General features: G+C 70.3%; 18 protein-coding genes. 6 read left to right on the top strand and 12 right to left on the bottom strand.

All coding sequences use genetic code 11. The features are described from left to right. Nucleotides 1-30 precede the first annotated feature (30 nt). The 4 genes from AAEM63_RS09880 to mobF all read left to right on the top strand — a co-directional run bounded on the left by AAEM63_RS09880 (nucleotide 31) and on the right by mobF (nucleotide 6,618). Nucleotides 31-324, top strand: a complete 294-nt coding sequence (locus tag AAEM63_RS09880; RefSeq protein WP_341358101.1) for a hypothetical protein — start codon at nucleotides 31-33, stop codon at nucleotides 322-324. A gap of 225 nt (nucleotides 325-549) precedes the next feature. Beyond that, complete coding sequence (locus AAEM63_RS09875; protein WP_341358100.1) at nucleotides 550-1,707, top strand: tyrosine-type recombinase/integrase; 1,158 nt, start codon at nucleotides 550-552, stop codon at nucleotides 1,705-1,707. A gap of 315 nt (nucleotides 1,708-2,022) precedes the next feature. After that, a complete protein-coding gene (locus AAEM63_RS09870; protein ID WP_341358099.1) occupies nucleotides 2,023-2,235 on the top strand; it encodes a DNA-binding protein in 213 nt (70 codons plus the stop codon). An 822-nt stretch (nucleotides 2,236-3,057) separates the two neighbouring features. Continuing rightward, the gene (gene mobF / locus AAEM63_RS09865; protein WP_341358098.1) at nucleotides 3,058-6,618 is read left to right on the top strand and encodes a MobF family relaxase; all 3,561 of its coding nucleotides are present in this window, start codon (nucleotides 3,058-3,060) and stop codon (nucleotides 6,616-6,618) included. Between the two features lie 888 nt (nucleotides 6,619-7,506). On the opposite strand, the gene AAEM63_RS09860 is transcribed toward mobF, so the two are convergent. The 12 genes from AAEM63_RS09860 to AAEM63_RS09805 all read right to left on the bottom strand — a co-directional run bounded on the left by AAEM63_RS09860 (nucleotide 7,507) and on the right by AAEM63_RS09805 (nucleotide 19,390). Beyond that, nucleotides 7,507-7,761, bottom strand: a complete 255-nt coding sequence (locus AAEM63_RS09860) for a hypothetical protein (protein ID WP_341358097.1) — start codon at nucleotides 7,759-7,761, stop codon at nucleotides 7,507-7,509. A 3-nt stretch (nucleotides 7,762-7,764) separates the two neighbouring features. Continuing rightward, on the bottom strand, nucleotides 7,765-8,661 hold the full coding sequence (locus tag AAEM63_RS09855) for a heparan-alpha-glucosaminide N-acetyltransferase domain-containing protein (RefSeq protein ID WP_341358096.1): 897 nt from the start codon (nucleotides 8,659-8,661) through the stop codon (nucleotides 7,765-7,767). Nucleotides 8,662-9,133: 472 nt separating this feature from the next. Continuing rightward, nucleotides 9,134-10,114 (bottom strand): c-type cytochrome biogenesis protein CcsB, encoded by a 981-nt coding sequence (gene ccsB, locus AAEM63_RS09850; RefSeq protein WP_341358095.1) that lies wholly within the window; start codon nucleotides 10,112-10,114, stop codon nucleotides 9,134-9,136. Beyond that, a complete protein-coding gene (locus tag AAEM63_RS09845; protein WP_341358094.1) occupies nucleotides 10,114-11,841 on the bottom strand; it encodes a cytochrome c biogenesis protein ResB in 1,728 nt (575 codons plus the stop codon). Before AAEM63_RS09845 ends, ccsB begins: the two co-directional genes overlap by 1 nt. Nucleotides 11,842-11,954: 113 nt before the next feature. Then, entirely contained in the window at nucleotides 11,955-12,506 is a 552-nt protein-coding gene (locus AAEM63_RS09840) for a TlpA disulfide reductase family protein (RefSeq protein ID WP_341358093.1), read from the bottom strand. A 292-nt stretch (nucleotides 12,507-12,798) separates the two neighbouring features. Beyond that, a complete protein-coding gene (locus AAEM63_RS09835) occupies nucleotides 12,799-14,817 on the bottom strand; it encodes a cytochrome c oxidase assembly protein (protein WP_341358092.1) in 2,019 nt (672 codons plus the stop codon). Between the two features lie 281 nt (nucleotides 14,818-15,098). Further along, nucleotides 15,099-16,016, bottom strand: coding sequence for a cation diffusion facilitator family transporter (locus AAEM63_RS09830; protein WP_341358091.1), 918 nt, complete (start codon nucleotides 16,014-16,016; stop codon nucleotides 15,099-15,101). Next, on the bottom strand, nucleotides 16,016-16,393 hold the full coding sequence (locus tag AAEM63_RS09825; protein WP_341358090.1) for a metalloregulator ArsR/SmtB family transcription factor: 378 nt from the start codon (nucleotides 16,391-16,393) through the stop codon (nucleotides 16,016-16,018). The genes AAEM63_RS09830 and AAEM63_RS09825 overlap by 1 nt, the downstream gene beginning before the upstream one ends. A gap of 61 nt (nucleotides 16,394-16,454) precedes the next feature. Continuing rightward, nucleotides 16,455-17,072 (bottom strand): DUF305 domain-containing protein, encoded by a 618-nt coding sequence (locus tag AAEM63_RS09820; RefSeq protein ID WP_341358089.1) that lies wholly within the window; start codon nucleotides 17,070-17,072, stop codon nucleotides 16,455-16,457. Between the two features lie 98 nt (nucleotides 17,073-17,170). Continuing rightward, nucleotides 17,171-17,821, bottom strand: coding sequence for a DUF3105 domain-containing protein (locus tag AAEM63_RS09815; RefSeq protein ID WP_341358088.1), 651 nt, complete (start codon nucleotides 17,819-17,821; stop codon nucleotides 17,171-17,173). A 110-nt stretch (nucleotides 17,822-17,931) separates the two neighbouring features. After that, nucleotides 17,932-18,579 (bottom strand): copper resistance CopC family protein, encoded by a 648-nt coding sequence (locus tag AAEM63_RS09810; RefSeq protein WP_341358087.1) that lies wholly within the window; start codon nucleotides 18,577-18,579, stop codon nucleotides 17,932-17,934. 88 nt (nucleotides 18,580-18,667) lie between these two features. Then, complete coding sequence (locus tag AAEM63_RS09805; protein ID WP_341358086.1) at nucleotides 18,668-19,390, bottom strand: M23 family metallopeptidase; 723 nt, start codon at nucleotides 19,388-19,390, stop codon at nucleotides 18,668-18,670. Between the two features lie 750 nt (nucleotides 19,391-20,140). Between AAEM63_RS09805 and AAEM63_RS09800 the strand changes: the two genes are divergently transcribed. Beyond that, a complete protein-coding gene (locus AAEM63_RS09800; protein ID WP_341358085.1) occupies nucleotides 20,141-20,785 on the top strand; it encodes a thioredoxin domain-containing protein in 645 nt (214 codons plus the stop codon). A gap of 4 nt (nucleotides 20,786-20,789) precedes the next feature. After that, nucleotides 20,790-21,434, top strand: coding sequence for a vitamin K epoxide reductase family protein (locus AAEM63_RS09795; RefSeq protein ID WP_341358084.1), 645 nt, complete (start codon nucleotides 20,790-20,792; stop codon nucleotides 21,432-21,434). Nucleotides 21,435-21,483: the final 49 nt, after the last annotated feature.

Here is a 21,483-nt window from a genome sequence, read left to right as displayed (position 1 = left end):
GCGCACACGAGTGACGACGAGGGGGTCTCGATGCCCGAGGACAGCACCACCGCACCCGAGGCGCGCGAGGTCGAGGCTGACCCGCGCGACGCCGAGCGCCGTGACGTCGAGACGACGGCGGGAGAGCCGTTGGTCGACGGGTCCCTGGGGCTCGAGCCGGGGCACGAGGCCGACGTCGAGCCTGGGGACCTCCACGCCCGTGGCGAGCCGCACTCCTCGCTCGAGCGGCTGCCGGCCGGTGTGGCGCCGGACGGCGTCGGACCCGACGACGAGACCGGTACGGGCCTCGGTGGTGGAGGATCGACGGGCGTCAGGGACGAATGAGAAAAGGCCCGCACCTGACGGTGCGGGCCTCGTCCGGCTCCCGCGACTGGACTCGAACCAGTTCGTCCGCACAATCTCGTGATTGTTGCACGCCGCCAAATTGGCGCTCTGACCTGCGTGTTAGCAGTACAGTCACGGGAGACAGGATCGGACGCGAGAGGACACGGTTACCCTGTTGTTCTGGCACGTAGCTGGCACGACACCCCCGGAACTGAGGTAGGCATCATGACCACCGATCCACCTGGCGCCGCCGGCTCCGGCGGGAACCGGAGGGGGCGGCGCGCATCGTTTGGCAGCGTCCGCAAGTTGCCCTCCGGCCGCTTCCAGGCCCGCTACACAGGCCCGGACGGTCAGCCCTACAAGGCCCCTGTCACGTTCGACACGAAGGGCGACGCGCACGGGTGGCTCTCGGTGCGCCGATCGGAGATCGTGCGGGACGAGTGGCTCCCCGAGTCCGCACGCACGGCGAAGGTGGCACCGATCACTTTCGGCGCCTACGCCGAGTCGTGGCTCAAGCGCCGCGAGCTGAAGGCGAGGACTGCCGCCCACTACCGCGGGATCCTGGACAAGTTCATCCTGCCCCGGTTCGGTGACCGGCCAGCCGTCGCCATCACCCCGACCGACGTCGCGGACTGGAATCACGATCTCGGCACCAGGACCGGCCCCACGTACCGGGCGCACGCCTATTCCCTCATGCGGTCCATCTGTCTCACCGCGGTAGATGAGGACGTTGTCACCGCGTCCCCGTGCCGGGTGCGCGGCGCGGGCTCCGTGAGGAAGGCGGCCCGGAAGATCGAGCCGGCCACGCTCGCTCAGCTGGAGCAGCTGACCTTGGCCATGCCCGCCCGGCTGCGCGCCGCGATCCTCCTCGCGGCGTGGTGCGCCCTCCGCTTCGGTGAGATCACCGAACTTCGCCGCAAGGACGTCGACCTGAGGAACGCTGTCGTCAAGGTCCGCCGCGGTGTCACCCGCGTCGGCGGTGAGGTCGTCGTCGACACTCCCAAGTCGACCGAGAGCGTCCGGGACGTGTCGATCCCACCGCACCTGATCCCTTTGCTGCGCGACCACATCGACGAGCACGCGCAGTGGGGTCGAGACGGGCTCCTGTTCCCCGACAAGGACGGTGAGCAGCTCGCCCACTCGAGCATGTCCTGGCACTTCCACAAGGCCCGTGACGCCGCCGGTCGATCCGACCTGCATTTCCATGATCTGCGGCACACTGGGGCCGTCCTGGCGGCGCAGACGGGCGCGACGCTGAAGGAACTGATGGGGCGGCTCGGTCACTCGACCCCGGCCATGGCGATCCGTTACCAGCACGTCGCGCAGGGGCGAGATGCGCAGATCGCGGCGAAACTCTCGGAGATCGCCAACGGGGTCTTGTGAGCCTGAGGTGCCCTCGCCGTCCCCGTTGTGGCAACGGGGCCTGTGGTAGTCCAGACCAGGAGGATCAGCAGGTTGGTCAGCGGGTTCAGGCCGGCGAGCCCGGCGGGCCAGCCGGGCAGGCGGACGGCGCCGAGCAGGTCACGCGACGTCCCGTTGGGGGAGTTCGCCCCGGCGGCGTGCTCGGCGTGCGACGGGCGTCGAAGGGGTTGCGCGGTCGGTGGGCTCAGGCGGACAGGGAGGGGCCCGAAGGGGCAGGGACGCACACCTCAGATGTGACGGACTGACGGTGCGGTCCACACCACCAGGAGGCAGCAGATGAGCACGAATCGGCGGGGGACCACGCGGGTGCCGAGCGGCAAGCTCGTCGCGCTCTCCGACGCCGCAGCAGAGTTCAGCGTCTGCACCAAGACGATCCGGCGACGCATCGCCGACGGCACGGTCACCGGGTACAGGGTCGGCCGCGTCATCCGGGTCGACCTCGAGGAGCTCCGCCGGGCGCTCGTCATCAAGATCCCGACGGCGCGGTGAATGCCGCGCGGCGTCTCGTCTTTGAAGGTCACGACGCAGCACCCGCCCCGGTGACCGCCGAGATCCTCGAGTCACTCGCTCCTCGTGGCAGCAGCAACGACGAGAAGCGAACGCCGGACGTGGTGGTGAAAGGAGTCCTCACCACCGCTCTCTTCCCCCGAGGTGCCGTCTTCACCGAAGCGCACCTAACCCGGGGATGCTGGCCGCGTCTGCGGTCGTGACGAGTCGTCACCACCGTTCCCTTCACCCGAGGTGCCGGCTCCACTGAAACGGGTCGTTTGCGCGGCGGCGGCGTGTCCGCGGTCGTGAGGAGTCCTCACCACCGCTCTCTTCCCCCGCGGTTGCCGTCGTCGGGGTGTATCGCGTTGCCGGCGTCCGGCTCGCGTGTGTGATCGCGGGTTGCATGGGTCATACTCTCGAGCGGGTGCGTTGCCGAGAACGTACGGGGTGCCTGACCCCGTACGCACCCCGTACGCACCCCGTACGCACCATGGCGGGACATATCGGCCCAGGTCAGGGTGCGTACGGGGAGAAGGTCGGCGTGAGTTGGCGACAGGGTCCAGTTCTTCCTCTCTCCGCGCCCTGCGGTAGCTCGTCGACCAGCGCGCCCATACCGGCGACAGCGTCCGGGAAGGCCTGTTCGACTACCAGGTGTGCCCACGACGCCAGAGGCCACGCCACCGCGTCTCCGGACGTCCCGGGCCGACCGAAGATACGGTGACGGAGCCGACCCCCCGCGGGAGCCTACGCGTCTTCGGCCACTCGGTCGGTGTGGTCCGAGATGGGTCACCGGTGGTGGTCCTCACACCTCTGGCACCCGAGGTGGATTGGGTCGCGCACCTGGTGGGTGTGACGGTCTCGATGCGCGTGGTGTCGGCATGCAAGGGCTACGGGTACCTGCTGCGTTCGGTCGTGCAGGGCGACGGCGACGCGACGCAGGCGACCGCGTTCACGCGCTACTTCACCGGGGCCGGCACACCGCCGGGGGTGTGGCTGGGCACGGGGGTCGTCTTCTTCGGGGCTGGGGAGCTGCGCCCGGGCATGGCGGTGACACCGGAGCAGCTGCAGATGCTGTTGGGGCGCGGGAGCGACCCGGTCACCGGGGCGAGCCTGGGCCGGCCGTTCCGGGAGTACCCGAGCGTGGCGGAGCGGACCGCGGCGCTGACCGCTCGCGTGGACCGGGCCCTGCCGGCGGGGGAGTTCGACGCCGAGGTGACCCGCATCCAAGCCGAGCAGTACGCGCGCGGGCCGCAGACCGCGACGGCGGGGTTCGATCTGACGTTCTCGGTGCCGAAGTCGGTCTCGGTGCTGTGGGGCCTGGCGGACGCGAACACTAAGGAGTTGATCGTCGAGGCCCATCACGCCGCCGTCGCGCAGGTGCTCGACCTGTTCGAGCGGGAGGTTGCGGCCACCCGCACCGGGCACGCCGGGATCGGACAGGTACCGATCGTGGGGGTCGCTGCGACGGCGTATGACCATTGGGACTCGCGGGCGAACGACCCGCAGCTCCACACCCACGTGGTGGTGTCGAACAAGGTGATGGCCGCCCATGACGGGCGGTGGCGGACCCTGGACTCCCGGGCGGTCCACCACGCGATCGTCGCCTTGTCTGAGCACTACAACGCCGTCCTCGCGGACCGGCTCACGGGCACGTTCGGGCTGTCGTGGGAGCGGCGCCAGCGGGGCGAGGACCGCACCGGCCAGTGGGAGATCCAAGGTGTCGGCGAAGACCTGATCGCCGCGTTCTCCAGCCGGGCCCGGGCCATCGACGTCGCGACCGACGCGAGGATCGCCGCCTACGTGGCCGAGCACGGGCACCGCCCCACGGACAGGCGGATCGTACGGCTGCGCGCGGAGGCCACCCTGGACACCCGCCCCGAGAAGTCCATCCGGGCACTTGCCGAGCTGACGGCCGAGTGGCGGGCACGCGCGCGGGACCTGGTGGGCGGCGACCCCACCGTGTGGGCACGCACCCTCACCACCACCCGAGAGCCAGCGCGGGCGCTGACCGGGGAGTCGGTGCCGATGTTCCTGATCGACCAGGCCGCCGCCGACGTCGTGGATGCGGTGTCGGAGCGGCGGTCGACCTGGCGGCACTGGAACCTGTGGGCCGAGGCCTCGCGCCGCACCATGGGCTGGCGCTTCGCCACCGTCGCGGACCGCGAACAGGTGATCGCGCTCATCACCGACGCCGCCACCCGGCGGTCGGTCCAGCTCACCCCGGCCGAGGTCGCGTCCACCCCGGCGGGGATGCGGCGCGACGACGGCACCAGCACCCTGCGGCCGCGGCACTCGACGTACTACTCGAGCGAGCGTCTGCTCGCCGCGGAGGACCGGCTGCTCGCCCTGGCCGAGGACCACGAACCGGCGCTCGTCGTCCCGCCACCCATCGTCGTGACCGTGCCGGGCGGCCGGGGTGACGGTGTGGTGGTCGGCGGGGAGCAGGCCGCCGCGATCACGCAGATCCTCACCTCGGGCCGACGCCTGGATCTGTTGGTCGGTCCGGCCGGGACCGGGAAGTCCACCGCGATGGCCGCCCTGGCCGGTGCCTGGACCACGGCGCACGGGCCCGGGTCCGTGATCGGGATGGCACCGTCGGCCGCCGCCGCACAGGTCCTCGCCGACGACATCGGCCTCGGGTGCGACAACACCGCCAAGTGGGTCCACGACCACGCCCGCGGCAGAACGGACTTCCGCCCCGGCCAGCTCGCCATCCTCGACGAGGCCACCCTCGCCTGCACCCGCACCCTGGAGACCATCGCCACCCGCGCAGCCGAGGTCGGGGCGAAGGTCGTCCTCGTCGGGGACCCGGCCCAGCTGCAGTCCGTCGACGCCGGCGGAGCGTTCAACATGCTCGTCCAGGCCCGCGGCGCCGACCTGGCCCGACTGGTCGAGGTGCGACGCTTCGTCCACGACTGGGAGAAGCAAGCCTCCCTCGCCCTGCGCGACGGCGACCCGGCCGCGATCGACGCCTACGCCGGCCACGGCCGGATCGTCGAGGGGACCACGGAGGCGATGGTCGATGCCGCCTACGAGGCGTGGCAGCACGACCTGGCCGCAGGACGCTCCAGCATCCTGGTGAGCGAGGCCGCCGAGTCCGTACGGCAGCTCAACGAACGCGCCCGCGCCGAACGCATCCAAGCCGGTCTGACCGCCACCGGCCGCGAGGTCCGGTTGTGCGACGAGGCCCGCGCATCCGTCGGTGATGTGGTCATCACCCGCCGCAACGACCGCCGCCTGCGCACCGCCCCGGACACCTGGGTCCGTAACGGCGACAGGTGGACCGTCACCCACGTCGGACGCAACGGGACACTCGACGTCCGCCAAGCCAACAGCGCCAACGGCGCGAGGCTAAGGCTGCCGGCCGGGTACGTCGCCCGGCACGTCGACCTCGGCTACGCCGTCACCGCCCACCGCGCCCAGGGCCTGACCGTGGACACCGCGCACGTGGTCGTCTCGTCGTCGACCACCCGGGAGAACCTCTATGTGTCCATGACCCGCGGCCGCCACGCCAACGCCGCCTACGTCGCCCTCGACCAGCCCGCCCCCCTCCACGCCACCCCCGCCGAGACCGACACCACCGCCCGCACCGTGTTGTTCGGAGTGCTCAACCACTCCGGCCTCGAGCTCTCCGCGCATCAGACCATCACCGCCGAGCAGGAACGCTGGACCGGCCTCGCCCAGCTCGCGGCCGAGTACGAGACCATCGCCGCCACCGCCCAGCAGGGCCGCTGGACCCGGCTCGTCACCGACACCCTCACCGGCGCGGGCGGGCTCACGACGGCCAAAGCCGCCCAGGTCACCGAGTCTGAGGCCTTCGCCGTGCTCATGGCCGAGCTGCGCCGCGCCGAGGCCCACCGCCACGACGTCGACGCCCTGCTGCCACGCCTGGCCGCGCAGCGCACGCTGCTCGACGCCGACGACATCGCCGCCGTCCTCACCGCCCGCCTCGCCCGAGCCACGGCGCGGCCCACACCTGGCACGACCCCGGACCTCATCACCGGACTCATCCCCGCCGCGTCCGGACCGCTAGCCCCCGATGCCGCCCTCGCCCTGGCCGAACGCCGCCACCTCATCGAGACCCGCGCTCACACCCTCGCCGAGACTGCGATCCGGGACCGGGCACCCTGGGTGTCCCGAGTCGGGGAGCGACCAACCGGAGCCGGCAGTTATGAGCGGTGGCTGAACCAGCTCGCCGTCGTCGCCGCCTACCGCGACCGGTACACCATCACCAGCCGCGCACCGCTCGGACCCTCGACCCACACCCTCGCCCAGGAACGCGACCGGCACCGGGCCGCCGAAGCCCTGCACCTCGGCCAGGCCATCACCCACACCCGCAGGGCCGACGTGATCAGGGCGCAAACCCACACGCGCAGCTTCTAGCCTGTCGCCGGCCCGTCCGAATCGGGCGCGCGTACCTGCCCGAGGAGAACGATAGCGTCCGACGATGGGACCCGTCCGCGCTCGGAGCTTGTGGCTCCTCGCCCGGGTCGAACTGCTGCCACCCCCGGCTCGGTGATCTACGGCCGATACGTGGGGCGGTGTCCCGGCCGGCCACGCGACCTTGGCCTGCGCGCTCTCGGGCCGGGTGGTCCGTCCGGTCCCGGAGAACCCCACGGAGATGACGCGGGAGTCGATCACATCCGCGGACGTTGCCGTTGCCGCGTTCCGATCGACTTCTCGATCTTGCGCACGCAAACCGTCGTCATCGCGGCCGACGTCTCTCAGGTCGAACCTTTTCTCATGACGTGGTCGAAGACCTAGGACAACTCCCGGAGGTACGCCCACGTCGGAGCGGACTTGACCGGTCCATGGCCACAGATGGGAGATCAGCCGTCCGTCAGCAGGGAAGTACGTGTCCGCCTACAGGGATCGACATGCCCGCGTGCAGGCTTGCTCTCGGCGACCTCGCGACACGCCTGCACCGTGCCCAGCTGGAAGGCGAGCAGGTTCCAGAACGGCCGTCGCTCCCTTTCGGGTTGCGCTTTCGCCTGCGACGCAGCGGCATGCTTTCATCGGTCAGGTGGTGCGGCCGCGACGTGAACCCAAGCGGCTCTACGATCACATCGGACCGGCGTTGACATCGGTCACAAGGTGGCCGCCGAGGGCGGGCTCAACGCCGAGCGGTTCCTCATCGACCGCGATCCGTGGGACCCGCCACGCGAGGCAATTCCCGCGCCCCGGATGGCTGACGCAACGCGGGATGACGTTCGCCGAGTGGGGTGGAGCGATCAGATACAGGCCGGAGCAACGGGTGGCTGGCGCCGTCCATCACGGGTCGTCCTGATGGCGCCGGTCGTGCTGGCTCGCCGGTGGGGGAGGACCCGCCCGGAGGGTCGTCTGGACGGCCGCCTTGAGGAGGCGTTCGAGCGGCCCTCGCCCGAGGAAGTGGCGCCACGACCATGCCCCGATCAGGGTGGTTGCGATGAACCAGATCAGGACTGTGTTCGACTGTGGGTCCCACACCACGTCGTTGCCTAGCAGCGAGATGGCGACGATCTGCAGCGAGTACACGGTCAGCGGCATGGCTCATGTGGCCGCTACCGGGGCGAGAACGCCGGCGAGAGCTCGACCGTGCCTTGCCGTGGGCCGGGTGATCAGGAGGCACAGGCCGATGACCGTGAGGGAGGTGCCGCTGTTCCCGATGACCTCGGGGGTGGAGTTGTCGTGCGCCGCCGCACTGACCAGGCGCAGGGTCAGAGGCGTGGCGCCGGTTCCAAGCGAGTCCTGCGCGAGCCGTGAGGTCCCCCATGCGAGGCACGCGAGGCCTGTGCCGGCGCCCACCAGGATGGTGTGGGTCCGGGTCCGGGAGAGGTCGCTGCGGCCCACGGCCATGCCGAGCAGGACGTAGGCCAGGAAGACGAGGGCCGGGTAGGGGCCGGTGACGAGTTCGTCCATCGGCAGCTGGACCGGGTCAGCCTGGTTGGTCAGGCGTGCGAGCACGCTGGGTCGGCCCTCGGCGGTCGGGGTCGTGAGAGCGAAGATCACCGTCGGGGAGATCACCGCCACGGCGACGGCACCTACCACCAACCACCTGCGACGCAGGCCGAGGAACGGGACGGCGAGAGCGAAGAGGACCGCATACGCCGGCAGGATGACGAGCACCGGTGTCTGGAGGGCGACGAGGAGGACACCGAGGAGCAGAAGGACGCCGGCGCGGACGAGTGCCGCGAGGCGCGCTCGGATCAGCGGTATACCCGAGGGGAGGACCTGCCGCCCGCTGGTCAGTGCGAGCGAGAGACCTGCGAGCAACGCGAAGAGCGCGGAAGAGCGCCCGTCGGCGATGACGAACCACTCCGGGTCATGCCGGCCGCCTGGTCCGTCGTCACCCAGGTGGGCGACAAACATGCCCAGGACCGCCAGACCGCGCGCGACGTCGATTCCCGCCAGGCGAGGTGGGAGGAGCCGGTCGGCCGGGGGGCTCATCCCTCCCGCCCTCGGGGGATCAGATCTGGGCAGCCCCCACGTGACGTCGGCGCCACCCATGAGGTGCGTGTAGGTGCCGCGGAGGTCTTGGCCCGGCTGGGAGCGACAGGTGCACGGTGAACGGCGTCCCCAGAGGGACAACCGAAGCCACGTACGGACCGCCAGGGATCACGTCCGGCCGTCCTCGGGATTCTTTCGTCGGTGCCCACGACTGTGGCCGTCCCAATGTTGCTGGCGCGTGCGCGACCGCTCCGGGCGACGGGTGCGTGAAGGTGTGCACAGCTGGCGCCGCGGCGGCCGACGAGGTCGACCCCGGTGCTGGTGATGGTCGTGGCCCAGGAATATCGGGAGATCCGACGCCGGGTCGAGGGCCTCCACACCGACCGACCGGCCCGGCCGGTCCCGCCGGGAGATCCTGCAAGGCCTGGCTCGGCCGGATGACAGCGTGCCGCCGCTACGTGCGGGCGCATGACTATCCGATGCCGCTGTAGGAGTGCAGGCTGTTGAAAACCAGGTTCACCAGGAAGTAGTTGCCGAGGATGGTGACGAACCCGGCGATCGAGAGGTAGGCGGCACGTCGGCCTTCCCAGCCGCGGGTGGCCCGCGCGTGCAGGTAGGCGGCGTAGATGACCCAGATGACGAAGGACCAGGTCTCCTTGGCGTCCCAGCCCCACGGCCGGCCCCAGGCGTGTTCGGCCCAGATCGCACCGGCGACCAGCGTGAAGGTCCACATCATGAAGCCGATCCCGTTGAGCCGGAAGGCGAGGCGTTCGAGCTCGACCGAGGACGGTACGACGTCGAGCAGCCGACCCCACAGCCGGTGGGCCGGGCTCTGCGTTTCCCGGGTCAGCGTAGGCGTCGCCGTAGCGCCGCCGGACTCCGGCGCGTGCGTGGACTGGGGAGTTGCGACATCTGTGCGGGCACGACGCAGCTCGGCACGTTCCTGCACGAGCTGAAGGGTGGAGAGGGTCGCGGCGATGGAGAAGACGCCGACGGCGAGCGTGGCGATGGAGACATGGATGACCAGCCAGTAGGTCTGCAGGGCCGGTTGGACGCCGTCCGCGCGGACGTAGAGGACTGAGACTGCGATGCCGAGCATGAGGAGCACGGGGCCGAGGACGAAGGTGCCCAGGAAGCGCATGTCCCGGCCGCGTTGCAGAGACAGGAAGATCACCATCGCGACCAGGGTGAAGAGGATGGAGAACTCGTACATGTTCGCCCAGGGCACCCGGGCGGCGGCGACCGCACGTGCGGTGACGCCGAGGACGTGCAGGGCGAAACCGAGCCAGGCGGTGGTGATCGCGATGCCGGCGGCGCGGCGGCGCCGGCCGTCGTGCCCGTGGTCGCGTAGTCCGGCCAGGTCGACGGAGAAGGCGACAAAGCTGACGGTGTAGGCGGCCATCGCCCCGTAGATCAGTATCAGGCTGATCTGGCCGAGGGTGCTCTCGGGCATCAGTGTCCTTTCTGGGCCGGGCGATATCCGGCGCTGGTCGTGACGTGCGCTTCGTTTGCCGTCTCGGCCCCGTCCTCGGTGTGCACCCCGGTGTCCGGTGAGGGGGCGACGGAGGTTCCCGCGTTCTCCAGTACCTTGGTGAGGTCACGGGCAAGGCCCGGATCGTCCCCCCGGGCCAGTGCCGCGCCGGAGACGGAGGTGCCTCCGTCGGTGGTGTCGGTCAGCTTGACCCACAGGCGCCGGCGGGGGACGAACAGGGAGGCGGACAGCCCGAGCATGGCGGCGACGGCGGAGCCCAGCAGGTAGGGCAGCGAGGGGTCGTAGCGCAGGTCCAGGCCGACGAAGCGGGGGAGCGACTCGAAGGTCACGGTGCCGAGTCCTTCGGGCAGCTCGACGCTCTCGCCGGGAGCGAGGAACAAGGTCACCGGCCTCTGGCCGCCCTCGGCGGAACCGGGGGAACCGTCCGGCGCCTCCTCGTAGACCTGGCGCATGTCGGCGGTCTCGAGGACGTAGACGTTCTGGGGCACACCGTCGTCCAGGCCGAGGTCGCCGGCCCAGAGCGTGAGCACCATCAGTGGTGCGTTGGCCTGGGGATGGGCGGAGTACGCCCCGGAGCCGTCCTCCGCCATCATGGCGGTGGGCAGGAAGACCCCGGTGAGCCCGAGCTGCTCGCCGGTGCTGACGTCGGGGACCTTGATGACACCTTTTGAGGTGTAGACGGAGTCCTGGGGCAGGAAAGGGACCGGCCCCGAGAAGGCAACCTCGCCCGCACCATCGCGCACGGTGATGCGCGGGGCGAAGCCGTTGCCCATCAGGTACACGTTCGCCCCGCCGGCATCCATGGGGTCGTTGACCTTGATGACCTCACGACGGGTGGTCCCGTCGGGCTCGGTCACGCTGACGGTTGCGGCGAAGTCGCGGGCCAGGGCGTCGAAGGTGAACCGGGACTCGAAGTCCTCGAGCGTGAAGGTGAAGGGCTCGAGCGAGCTGGGATCGAAGAAGGTCCCGGGGTCGAAGGTGTCGTAGTCGAGGATGGAGTTGGCGAAGGACTCACCCTCGACGACGATGAACTGTCCGCGGTAGCTGTAGAGCTGCCCGGCTGCCAGTGAGAGCAGGACGCCGATCAGCGACAGATGGAAGATGATGTTGCCGCTCTCGCGCAGGTACCCGCGCTCGGCGGTGATGCCCTCGGAGGTGACGGTCGCTCGGTAGCGGCCCTTCACGGCGGCCATGATGCTGGCCTGCACCACGGGACGCGGTTCGGCGACCGTGCGCTCCTGCCGCACTGGGAATCGCTGGAAGCTACGGGGGACGCGTGGGGGCTGGGCACGTAGGGCCCGCCAGTGGACCCGGATGCGCGGCACGATGCATCCGATCAGTGAGGTGAAGAGGAGAAGGTACACCGCGGCGAACCAGGGCGAGCTGTAGACGTCGAAGAAGCCGAAGCGCTCGAGCCAGGGCGCTAGGCGTGGGTAGCTGGCGAAGTACTCGTCCACCCGTGCGGGGTCCTGCGGCTGCTGGGGGAACAGCGAACCGGGCAGCGCGGTCACGGCCAGGAGAAGCAGCAGCATGATCGCGACCCGCATGCTCGTCAGCTGACGCCAGGTCCACCGCAGCCAACCGGCCGGCCCGAGCTTGATTCCCGGGGGCAGGTCGGCGGTCCCGTGTTGTCCCAGCTCCGCCTTGGAGCTCAGGTTGGTGGCGTCTGTCTCGGTGATGATCTTCATGGTTCTCGGACCGATGTCTCGTGGTAGCGGGGATGGTCAGCACGGCGGCGGGCATTGGCCCGGTCAGCACCGTGGCCGGGCAGGGGATCACGGATCTGGTCCGAGCCCACGTCCTAGACCTCCTCGGCCAGGGTGTCGTCGATGAGCCCACGCAGGATGGTCGGATCAACCTGACCGAGGATGCGGGCAGCGACGCGCCCCTGCCGGTCCAGGACCACGGTGGAGGGCATGGCCTGCAGCGGCACCAGCCCCTCGAAAGCGGCGACCCCCCGCGCCTCCTGGTCGTGCAGGGAGGGGTACGGCACCTCGAAGGTGCGCTCGAACGCCTGGGCCGTGCCACCGTCGTCGCGTGGGTTGATGCCGAGCATCTTCACCCCGCGCGTGGTGTAGTCGGTGTAGACGTCCTTCAGGTCGGGTGCCTCGGCGCGGCACGGCGGGCAGGCTGCGTCCCAGAAGTTGACCACCACGACGTCACCGCGCCAGTCGGCCAGGTCGAGCTCGTCCCCGGCGTAGGTGGTCCCAACCAGGGAGACGGGCTCGGCTCGCTGAGCGGGGGCCCATGTGGCGAACGTGCCGTCACCGGCGACGTAACCAGCGTCCGACGCGGCCGCCGCTGCATCGGCCGGGGACTGCGGGTTGCCACCGGGGGCACAGGCACCAAGCAACAACGCAGCCGCTGTACCGAGCCCGCCAGCGATCACGACACGTCGACTGAAGGGCCGCTGCGGCCAGCCGAAGGCACCCTGGGCCAGGGTTGGGTCGCTGCCGTGCGTGGCGCTGGTTGATCTGGTCCTGACCGGTCCTGGTGTCATCTCGCGCTCCCGGTGCGGTGCGTAGGTGCGGGTCGCCCCGGAGTAGCCGCGGGCGGGTCTTCGGGCAAATGAGGGCTTGTCTCGCATGGTCGAAGCACGCCAGAGGGGCGGGGCACGGCGACCTGCGCGGCGAACATCTGCACCGTCATGAGCGTGGCCCGGCTCGTCGGGGCGGATCCTCAGCGTCCGCGGCGGGCGCCCGGCCTGCCGCGCGGGCGGCGAGGACGGCGTTGTACGCGCGGAGGTCGGCGTCGTCGTCGCGTTCCGCCTTGCGGTCGGAGCGTCTGGCGGCCCGGGTGTCCTCCTTCGCCCAGCCCAGCGCAACCGCGACGGCCAGCGCGAGGGTGGGAATCTCGCCGACGCCCCACGTGATCGCTCCGCCGACCTCCTGGTCGGCGAGAAGGCCGTCGAACCAGCTGAGGTCGAGCTGGCCGAAGTATCCGCCTGCCAGGACGGTGGTCTGGCTGATTAGAGAGATACCGAAAAAGGCGTGGAATGCCATCGTGGCGAACAGCAGCAGCAGGCGCAGCGGGTAGGACGGACGCGCGGGGCCGGGGTCGACGCCGATCAGGGCGTTGGTGAAGAGGTAACCCGCGGCAGTGAAGTGCACGACCATCAGCAGGTGCCCGAGGTGACTGGTCAGGGAGTATTCGAAGAGGGGGGAGTAGTAGAAGACGACCAGCGATCCCGCAAAGTTGGCCCCTGCGACGATCGGGTGGGAGAGGAAGCGGGCCGGGCGGGAGCGCACCACTGATAGCAGCCATTCCCGGGGTCCGCGGGAGCCGTCCCCTCGGGCCGGCAGGGCCCGTAGGGCCAGGGTCACCGGGGCGCCGAGCACGAGCAAGATGGGCACGACCATGGCGAGGAGCATGTGCTGGGCCATGTGGCCGCTGAAGAGCACCTTCCCGTAGGCCGCCGGTCCGCCGTTGGTGACCCAGAAGAACAGGGCCAGGCCGATCGACCAGCTGATGGTGCGCGTGACGGGCCAGGTGTCAGCCCGGCGGCGCAGGCGCCGCACCCAGTGCACGTAGACGATCACCCCGGCCAGGGCGGCGAAGGCGGTCAGGGGCTCCGGTCGCCACTGCGTGAGGTAGGTCGCCACGGTCGGCGCCGGCGGCTCGGGGTATCCGGTGAGGACGAAGAGTGCTCCGGCGTTGCTCACCGGTTCCAGAGGGTCCGGCGGCGCCGAGGCGCCCAGGGCGACGGCGATGCCGACGACCGCGCCCATGACGAGGACCTCCATCCCGGCCAGACGCCAGAACGCCAGTCCTGTCCCTGCACCGTCGGCGCCGGCGGAGGCATGGGCTCGGATCGCCGGGATGGTGCTGGTGCGGTGGAGCCAGCCGGCCAGCCCCAGCACCAGGGTGAGCACCACCTTGACCAGCAACAGCTGGCCGTAGGGGTGGGTAAGCAGGTCCAGCGGTGTCGTCACGCGGATCGAGGCGTTCACGGCACCGGCGACCGTGGTGAGCAGGAAGGCCCACAACGCGACACGCGAGTACCGCTCCACCACGCGCGGAAGGTCGGGGCCAAGCCTGGGTGCGACGAGACACAGGGCGACCAGCCCGCCGACCCACACCGTCACGCCCCCCAGGTGCAGCCACCACGAGGACACCGCCATGTCGTGGTTCGCCGCCCCCGCGGCGTGCCCGGTCTGGGCGACCGGGTACAGCGAGAGCAAAGCGAGTATGCCGGCCCACGCCGCGGCGGTGTGGCTCGCGCTGGCTACGGCGACGATCGGGACGACGGCGACCAGGATCGTGGCCAGGGCCAGGTAGCGTCCCATCTCGATCTCGGTGACGAAGTGAATGAGCTGGACGTCGTAACCCGGTCCACCGATCGGCGCTCCCAGCACCGCCGCATGCGTGAGCAGCAGGCGCGCCAGCTGGGCGAAGGCCCATACCACCGCGGCCACCACACCGACCTGCGCAAGGAGAACCCATGCGCCACCGTCGCCGGTCTTCGTCGCTCCTCTGCCCGGTTCGGGTCGCGGCAGCGCCAGCGCGCAAAGCGTGAACGTACCGATGGTCAGGGTCGCGCCGGCCCATGTGAGGGCGGTGACGAGGGGCAGGCCCCAGCGCACGAACGGACCGGGATCGAACAGCTCCGGGGGGTTCGTGGCACCGGTCAGCGCCAGCCCCGCGACCATGGCGACCAGCGCCATCGGCAGGGCGCCGAGGGCGTACCACCATCCCCTCTCCGGCTTCGGCCGGCGGGCACCCTCAGGGCTGTGAGACCGGGTCCGGCGGACGTCATGGGTGCCCCCGGACGCGGACGCGGCCGTCTTCACAGATCACTCATACCGCTCGAGGGGCAGCTGCGGGATCCCGGCTCGCCGACCCGACCCGTACCTATCACGGCCGTTCCTCACTCCCTACGAACTTCTCTCTGCAGGTCAGGGGCCAGCGCTGCCTCCCCTGCACCGACCGAGCCGGGGCCCGAGTCTCACCAGCTCAGGTCGTTGCAGCCTCGGTGTCCGGGTGGCTCGACCTGCAAGGTGGCGTGTTCGATCCCGTACCGGTCCTGCAGGACCGCTCGGGCGGCGACGAGGACGGCGTGCTGGTCCGTCCCGTCGGGCGCGACGAGATGGGCGGTGGCGACGTTCATGCCTGACGTCAGCGTCCACAGGTGCAGATCGTGGACCTGGCTGACCCCAGGGACGTCACCGAGGGTGTCCGCCACCGCCTCGGGATCCATGCCCGCAGGGGCGTGCTGACCGAGCACGCTGAGGACCTGTCGCCCCAACGAGAGCGCCCGGACGATCACGAAGACGGCGATCAGCGCAGCAACGACGACGTCCCACACCGGCTGACCTGTCGTCATGATCAGCACGCTCGCGACCATGACGCCCACCGACCCGGCGGCGTCGGCAACGACCTCGAAGTACGCACCCTTGACGTTCAGGCTCTCCTTGGACCCGCTGCGCAGCAGCAGCATGGAGGCGATGTTGATCGCCAGCCCGATCAAGCCGACGACGAGCATGGTCCCCGAGGTCACCTCGGGGGCCGATCCGATCCGGCTGAATGCCTCGAGCAGGACGTAACCGCCCACGCCGAGCATGATCAGCACCGTCAGGCCCGATGCGAAGACCTCCGCCCGGTAGGACCCGTAGGTCCGACGTCCGGAGGTGTCCGGGCGGGTCGCTATCCGCGTTGCCACCAGGGCGGCGCCCAACGCCACGACGTCGGCTGCCATGTGTCCGGCGTCGGAGATCAGTGCGAGCGAGCCGGACAGGAACCCGGCCACGAGCTCGACGAGGAAGAACGTCGCCGTCAGTGCGAAGGCGCCGGCCAGACGGGTGCGGTAGCGCCCGCCCGCGTGCCCGGTCGCGGGCGTGGGGCCGTGACTGTGTCCGGTGCCCATCAGATCCCCTCCTCGTGGCGGGCGTGCTCGCGAGAGAGGTCAAGCAGCATCCGCACGTGAGCGTCGGCCAGTCGGTAGTACACCATCCGGCCGGCGCGGCGGTTGTCGACCACTCCCGCGGCGCGCAGCAGCCGCAGCGACTGCGAGACCGCCGTCTCCGGAACGTCTACCGAGGCGGCCAGGTCGCACACGCACAGCTCCCCGGCCTCGAGCAGGGCGTAGAGGATCCGCGCTCGGCGTGGGTCACCGAGCAGCTTGAACAGGGTGGCCAGCCGCTCTGTCTCGGTCGGGTCAGGGATGTGCTCGCGGGTCAGCGCCACCTTGTCCGGGTGGACCGTGACGACATGGCAGGAGTCGAGCCGAGCGACTTCACCCATCGAAACCTCCTCATCTGCAGAACTCCGCAGATGTTACAGCATGGCGAGGTTCTCGAGGCGCTCAGTCGGAGGACGGACCGCCGCGCGCGGTGAGGAGGTCGTCCAGTACCGTGAGCTCGGCGGTCTGCGCCTTGACGATGCTCGCCGCCAGGTTGCGGACGGCCTCTTGCTGTGCGTTGACCGCGGCGAACTCCGCCATGTCCACCCCGCCCTGATGGTGGGGGATCATCAGCTCGAGGTACAGCCGTTCGGCGTCGCGGCCCGAGGACCCGGCGAGGCGGTTCAGCTCCTCCCGGCTCGCCATGCCAGGCATCGTGCCGGCGGCTTCGGCGCTGCCCTCTGCCATGCCCGCGTGGTCCTGCATCCAGGCCATGGGAGCCTGTTGGCTGGCCTGGGGCAGATCCCACAGCTCGAGCCAGCCGAACATCTGGCCAGCCTGCTGCTGCTGAGTGAGGAGGACATCGAGGGCCAGCGCTCGGATCTGGGGGTCTTCGGTGCGATCACGAACGAGTGCGGACATCTGAACGGCCTGGGCGTGATGGGTGCCCATGTCGCGGGCGAAGCCGGCATCGACCGAGCCGGGCCGGGGGACGTCGGCCTCCGGCGCCAGCCGCGACCCGGCGATGAGGCCGCCCACCCCGGAGAGAGCGGCGAGCACGAGTGCGAGAACTGCCAGCACAGTGCCGGGCACACCGCGCCCGGCGGGGGACCGGGCGCCCCGCTCGGCCCTCGGCGGGCCGGCCGGTCCGCCGAGGGCAGGGTCGATTCCAGGCATCGTCACGCCGTCGGCATCCCGACGCCGCCGAAGCACGCCGCGCCGGGCTCGGGGGTCTGCTCCCCCTGGAGGTGCCGGGCAAGGAACGTGTCGATGCGCGGGTCGCCGGCACCCTCCACAGCGAGCTGGACGCCCCATGCGCTCAGCACGATCGGGGACCCGATGCTCTCGTAGGGACTGACCAACGCGTACTGCTCGTTCTCCACCTTGTCGGTCAGCGCGGCCACCTCGTCCGCAGGCAGCTCGGGGGAGTAGGCGATCCAGACCGCCCCGTGCTCGAGAGAGTGCACGGCGTTCTCGTCCGCAACCTGCGCGGTGTAGGTCCCACAGTTCTGCCACGCTGAGTCGTGGTCCCCGCCGGCGGCTGGTGCCATCGGGTAGTCGACGGGCCCAGTGACATGGCTCGCGCTCAGATTCTCGAACTCCTGGACGCCTTCGATCGGGGCGTTGGCCGCGGCCTCCACGGCAGCTCGCTGACGGGCGGCACCGACCAGGGGGATCGCCACCGCTGCGACAAGCCCGACACAGACCAGGGTTACGGCGGCGATGATCAGGCTCCGATGGCGGTGCTCCCGCCGCGACTGCTCGGCGCGCATGGTCGCGAGCCGAGCGGCGCGTTCCTGCGCCTGATTCTTCTTGGTCACGGTCTCCACGTGGTCCTTGAGGTCGGTTGTGGCGAGCTTCCCTTGCAGAAACTTGAGCCTGCCCGGGTCACCATAACCCGTACTGGAACCTGGGAGCGGGCCACTCCCCTCACGTGAGGTCAGCGGCCGGTGCGCCAGCGCTTGTAGCTCAGCGCTACCGCCACGGCGAGCACCATGATGCCGGCCTGCACGATCAAGATGGCGGTCCAGGAGGGCATCCACCCGTCCTCGCCGCGTGCTTGCGCGTCGGCGTCGGTGTCCGGTGCCGGGCTGGCCCCCGGTGTATGGGCGGACGGTTGGGCGGTGGGAGTTGCGGCGCTCTCTGCGGCTGGCTCCGGTGGTGCCGCGTCGTCGTCGGCCGCGAGGGTGAACGTGTAGGTGTCCTCGGTGCGGTGCCCGTCGGAGGAGACGACCGACCAGGTCACCTCGTACTCGCCGTCGGGCAGGATCGAGGGCAGAGAGAGCCGGACCGTCTGACCGTCGACCGCCGGCGTGCCCTCGGCCACCACGTCCCCGTCTGCCGCGGTCACCACCATGGTGGTGGGCAGATCGAGGACCTCGGCGCTGAAGGTCAGCGTCACCTCGGTCGGCGCATCCTCGACGACGGCGTCCTGGCCGGGACTGGTCTCGATGAGCGTGTCGTGTGCGCGGGCGGCCGCAGGGGTGAGCAGCGCCGTGAAGCCGAGCAGCAGGAGGACCAGTGTCGCGCGGACCGCGGCAGGCCCTGCGCCGCGGAGGGTGGGAAGCGTGTGGGCGGTGGCAGACATGAGGGCCACCATAGGCAAGCTCGGTCGGCAACCCACAACGCCGCGGCGTGTGTCAAGGTCGAGGCCCGTGGCGGAGAACATCGGCACGCTAGGGAAGCTCGCTGACGTCGACCGCGCCCTGCTCCCGTAGCCATACCAGCGGGTCCGTCGTCGTCAGGTCGTCGTCGGTGTGGATCTCGAAGTGCACGTGCGGCCCGGTGGACCGGCCGTTGTTCCCGACGCCGGCGATGACGTCACCGGCCCGGACCTGCTGGCCGACCTGGACGTACAGGCCTCTGGCGTACATGTGGTTGTACCAGCTGTACACCGTTCGGCCGTCGATCTCGTGCCTGACCACGATGATCATGCTGGAGCGGCCGTCCTTCCCAGGACCGACGTAGTCGACGACCCCGTCGGCGACCGCGTGGATCGGTGTGTCCAGTGGTGCCGCCAAGTCGACACCGGTGTGCGTGGACGCCCCTCCGGTGAACGGGTCCGGACGTCCGCCGTAGGGAGAAGTCGTGCGGAACGATCCCCGCGGGAGCGGCATGACGATTCTCTTCTCGGGCACCGCAGCGGCCAGCGTCCCGTGGGCTCCCTGAAGGTCCGCACCATCGAGAGCACCGCGCTGCGCCGCCCGCGACGCCTGCAACCACTCGGCCCGGGCTCGGGCCGCCGGGTCGGCGAGCAGACTCGGCGGGGCGAGGTTCGACGGCTCGGCCGCAGCTACCTGGGAGTCCAGAACGTCCAACACGTTGGGCTCGGGCTGCACGGACGCCACGGCCGACTCGTGCGCGTGGGCCGAGTGGTCGCTCCCGTCGATTCCCAGCACCGGTACCGCGATCGTCGTCAACCCCAGTGCAGTCAGCACGGTCGCGCGCGCCACGAGCCGCCGCGGACGACGGTCAACGTCTCCACGCGTGGACCGGGAGCGCGCCTCGCGGCGAGACCGGGCCGAGACCTGGACCAGCTCCTCGGTAGGCAGCCCAGCGGCCACGTACGCGTGGCTCGGACGGCGTCTACCCCCCACGCCGGCCTGTTCCGATGGCGGCGGCCCCTCGAACGGACGGACCCGGTCACCATGAGCGGCTCCGGCCCGCTGTGCGTCGTGGGCAGCACGCTCTGCCTCGCGGATCCGACGTCGGGTCAGCGGCACCCGGACTTCCTCAGGCGCAGCACCGTCCGGCATCGAGCAAGGCCTCCGTGAACTAGTGCAGACAGGCTCCAGGTCTGCCCCGGCCGCCACCAACGTGTCACGAAAGGGTAACGGGCCGGTGCTGCACAGAAAACCACCTTGCCGTTTCCGTAATCCATCCCACACGCCTAGGCACCCCACCGCCCGGCGAGGGGCGAGGTGACGGTTCAAGGGTCGCTGGTCACGCCCCGATACGTCTCCAAGGGCCCAACGTCCAGGCTCTCACCGCTCCCGTGGTCGCCGACGCTCCCGTCGAGATGTGTTCCGACCGGTTTGTGTGTTTACCTAACCCGGCGGTGCGGAACGACTGCGCCCCCATTCACCACGATGTGTGTCACGCCGGACGGCGGTGCCGCTGGGCAGGAGCATGGTTCTGTGAGCAGGAATGTGAAGCTGTCAGCCGCGCTCGTCGCGGTCTTCGTCGTCGCCATGGCGGTGACTCTTGTCGTTGGCCGGGCCGGCGGGGACCCGAGCGCCGACGGGGGCGGTGAGGTCGGCGAGATCCCGGTGGTGCGCGAGAACAGCCACCGGCTCGCCACGGCCGCTGACGGCCGGGTCACGCTGGTGGAGTTCCTCGACTTCGAGTGTGAGGCGTGCCTGGCGGCCTACCCCTTCGTCGAGCAACTCCGTGAGGACTACGCAGGCCGGGTCACCTTCGTCGCCCGTTACTTCCCGGTGCCGGGCCACGCCAATGCCGAGAACGCCGCGCTGGCCGTCGAGGCCGCCGCCCAGCAGGGGCAGTTCGAGGCGATGTACAAGCGGATGTATGAGACCCAGTCCGAATGGGGGGAGCAGCAGACGTCCAAGGCCGACCTGTTCCGCACGTTCGCCCAGGATCTGGGCCTCGACGTGGCGACCTACGACCGGGCGGTCGCGGACCCGGCGACGCTCGAACGGGTCCAGCAGGACATGAACGACGCTCTGGCGCTCGGGGTGCAGGGCACACCGACGTTCTTCCTCAACGGCAAGATGATCGCACCGGCGACCACCGACGAGTTCCGCAAGTTGATCGATGACGCCCTTGAGGGCTGACGAGGTGTCGCCGCAAGCCCAACGAGGTGACGGCCTGGGCGACGTCTCCGCCCACGCCGGCGGTGGTACGACGCGCCAGCTCGCACTGCTGCTGGCTCTGGGAGGGCTGGTGGGTCTGGTCTCGGCGGTGGTGCTGCTCGTGGAGAAGATCGCCCTGATCGCCGACCCCCGCTACGTGCCCAGCTGCAGCATCAACCCGGTCCTGAGCTGCGGCTCGGTCATGACGACCCCGCAGGCCGAGGCCTTCGGCGTGCCGAACCCGCTCATCGGTGTCGCGGGCTTCGCTGTCGTCACCACCGTCGGTGTGGGACTCCTTGCCGGTGCTCGGTACCGGCGTTGGTTCTGGCTGGGCCTCCAGGCCGGCGTCAGTCTCGGTGCCGTCTTCGTGCACTGGCTGATCTTCCAGAGCCTGTACCGCATCGAGGCGCTGTGCCCCTACTGCATCGTGGTGTGGATCGTGACCATCGCGCTGTTCTGGTACACCACTCTGCGCAACCTCACCGCCGCCCACGCCTCCCTGCCCCGACCGACGCGCCGGGCGACCGAAGTCGTCGCCGGTTACCACGGGGTCGTGCTCACCGGCTGGTACCTGACCATCCTGGCGCTCATCCTGTTCCAGTTTCGGACGTACTGGCAGACCCTTCTCTGACCCGGGCGTGACGTCCTGGGCGCGGCGCACGGGCCGTGATCGAGAGCAG

This window comes from Georgenia sp. M64 (assembly GCF_038049925.1).
Classification (GTDB): Bacteria; Actinomycetota; Actinomycetes; order Actinomycetales; family Actinomycetaceae; genus Georgenia.
The sequence above is the reverse complement of the archived record's forward strand: the minus strand, read 5'-3'. Positions and strand labels throughout refer to the sequence as shown.

Excerpts from the sequence above, each read along its gene's own strand:
- AAEM63_RS09880 (WP_341358101.1), top strand. The coding sequence starts at position 31 with ATGCCCGAGGACAGCACCACCGCACCCGAGGCGCGCGAGGTCGAGGCT.
- AAEM63_RS09875 (WP_341358100.1), top strand. The coding sequence starts at position 550 with ATGACCACCGATCCACCTGGCGCCGCCGGCTCCGGCGGGAACCGGAGG.
- AAEM63_RS09870 (WP_341358099.1), top strand. The coding sequence starts at position 2,023 with ATGAGCACGAATCGGCGGGGGACCACGCGGGTGCCGAGCGGCAAGCTC.
- AAEM63_RS09860 (WP_341358097.1), bottom strand. The coding sequence starts at position 7,761 with ATGCCGCTGACCGTGTACTCGCTGCAGATCGTCGCCATCTCGCTGCTA.
- AAEM63_RS09855 (WP_341358096.1), bottom strand. The coding sequence starts at position 8,661 with ATGAGCCCCCCGGCCGACCGGCTCCTCCCACCTCGCCTGGCGGGAATC.
- ccsB (WP_341358095.1), bottom strand. The coding sequence starts at position 10,114 with ATGCCCGAGAGCACCCTCGGCCAGATCAGCCTGATACTGATCTACGGG.
- AAEM63_RS09845 (WP_341358094.1), bottom strand. The coding sequence starts at position 11,841 with ATGAAGATCATCACCGAGACAGACGCCACCAACCTGAGCTCCAAGGCG.
- AAEM63_RS09835 (WP_341358092.1), bottom strand. The coding sequence starts at position 14,817 with ATGGCGCTGGTCGCCATGGTCGCGGGGCTGGCGCTGACCGGTGCCACG.
- AAEM63_RS09830 (WP_341358091.1), bottom strand. The coding sequence starts at position 16,016 with ATGGGCACCGGACACAGTCACGGCCCCACGCCCGCGACCGGGCACGCG.
- AAEM63_RS09825 (WP_341358090.1), bottom strand. The coding sequence starts at position 16,393 with ATGGGTGAAGTCGCTCGGCTCGACTCCTGCCATGTCGTCACGGTCCAC.
- AAEM63_RS09810 (WP_341358087.1), bottom strand. The coding sequence starts at position 18,579 with ATGTCTGCCACCGCCCACACGCTTCCCACCCTCCGCGGCGCAGGGCCT.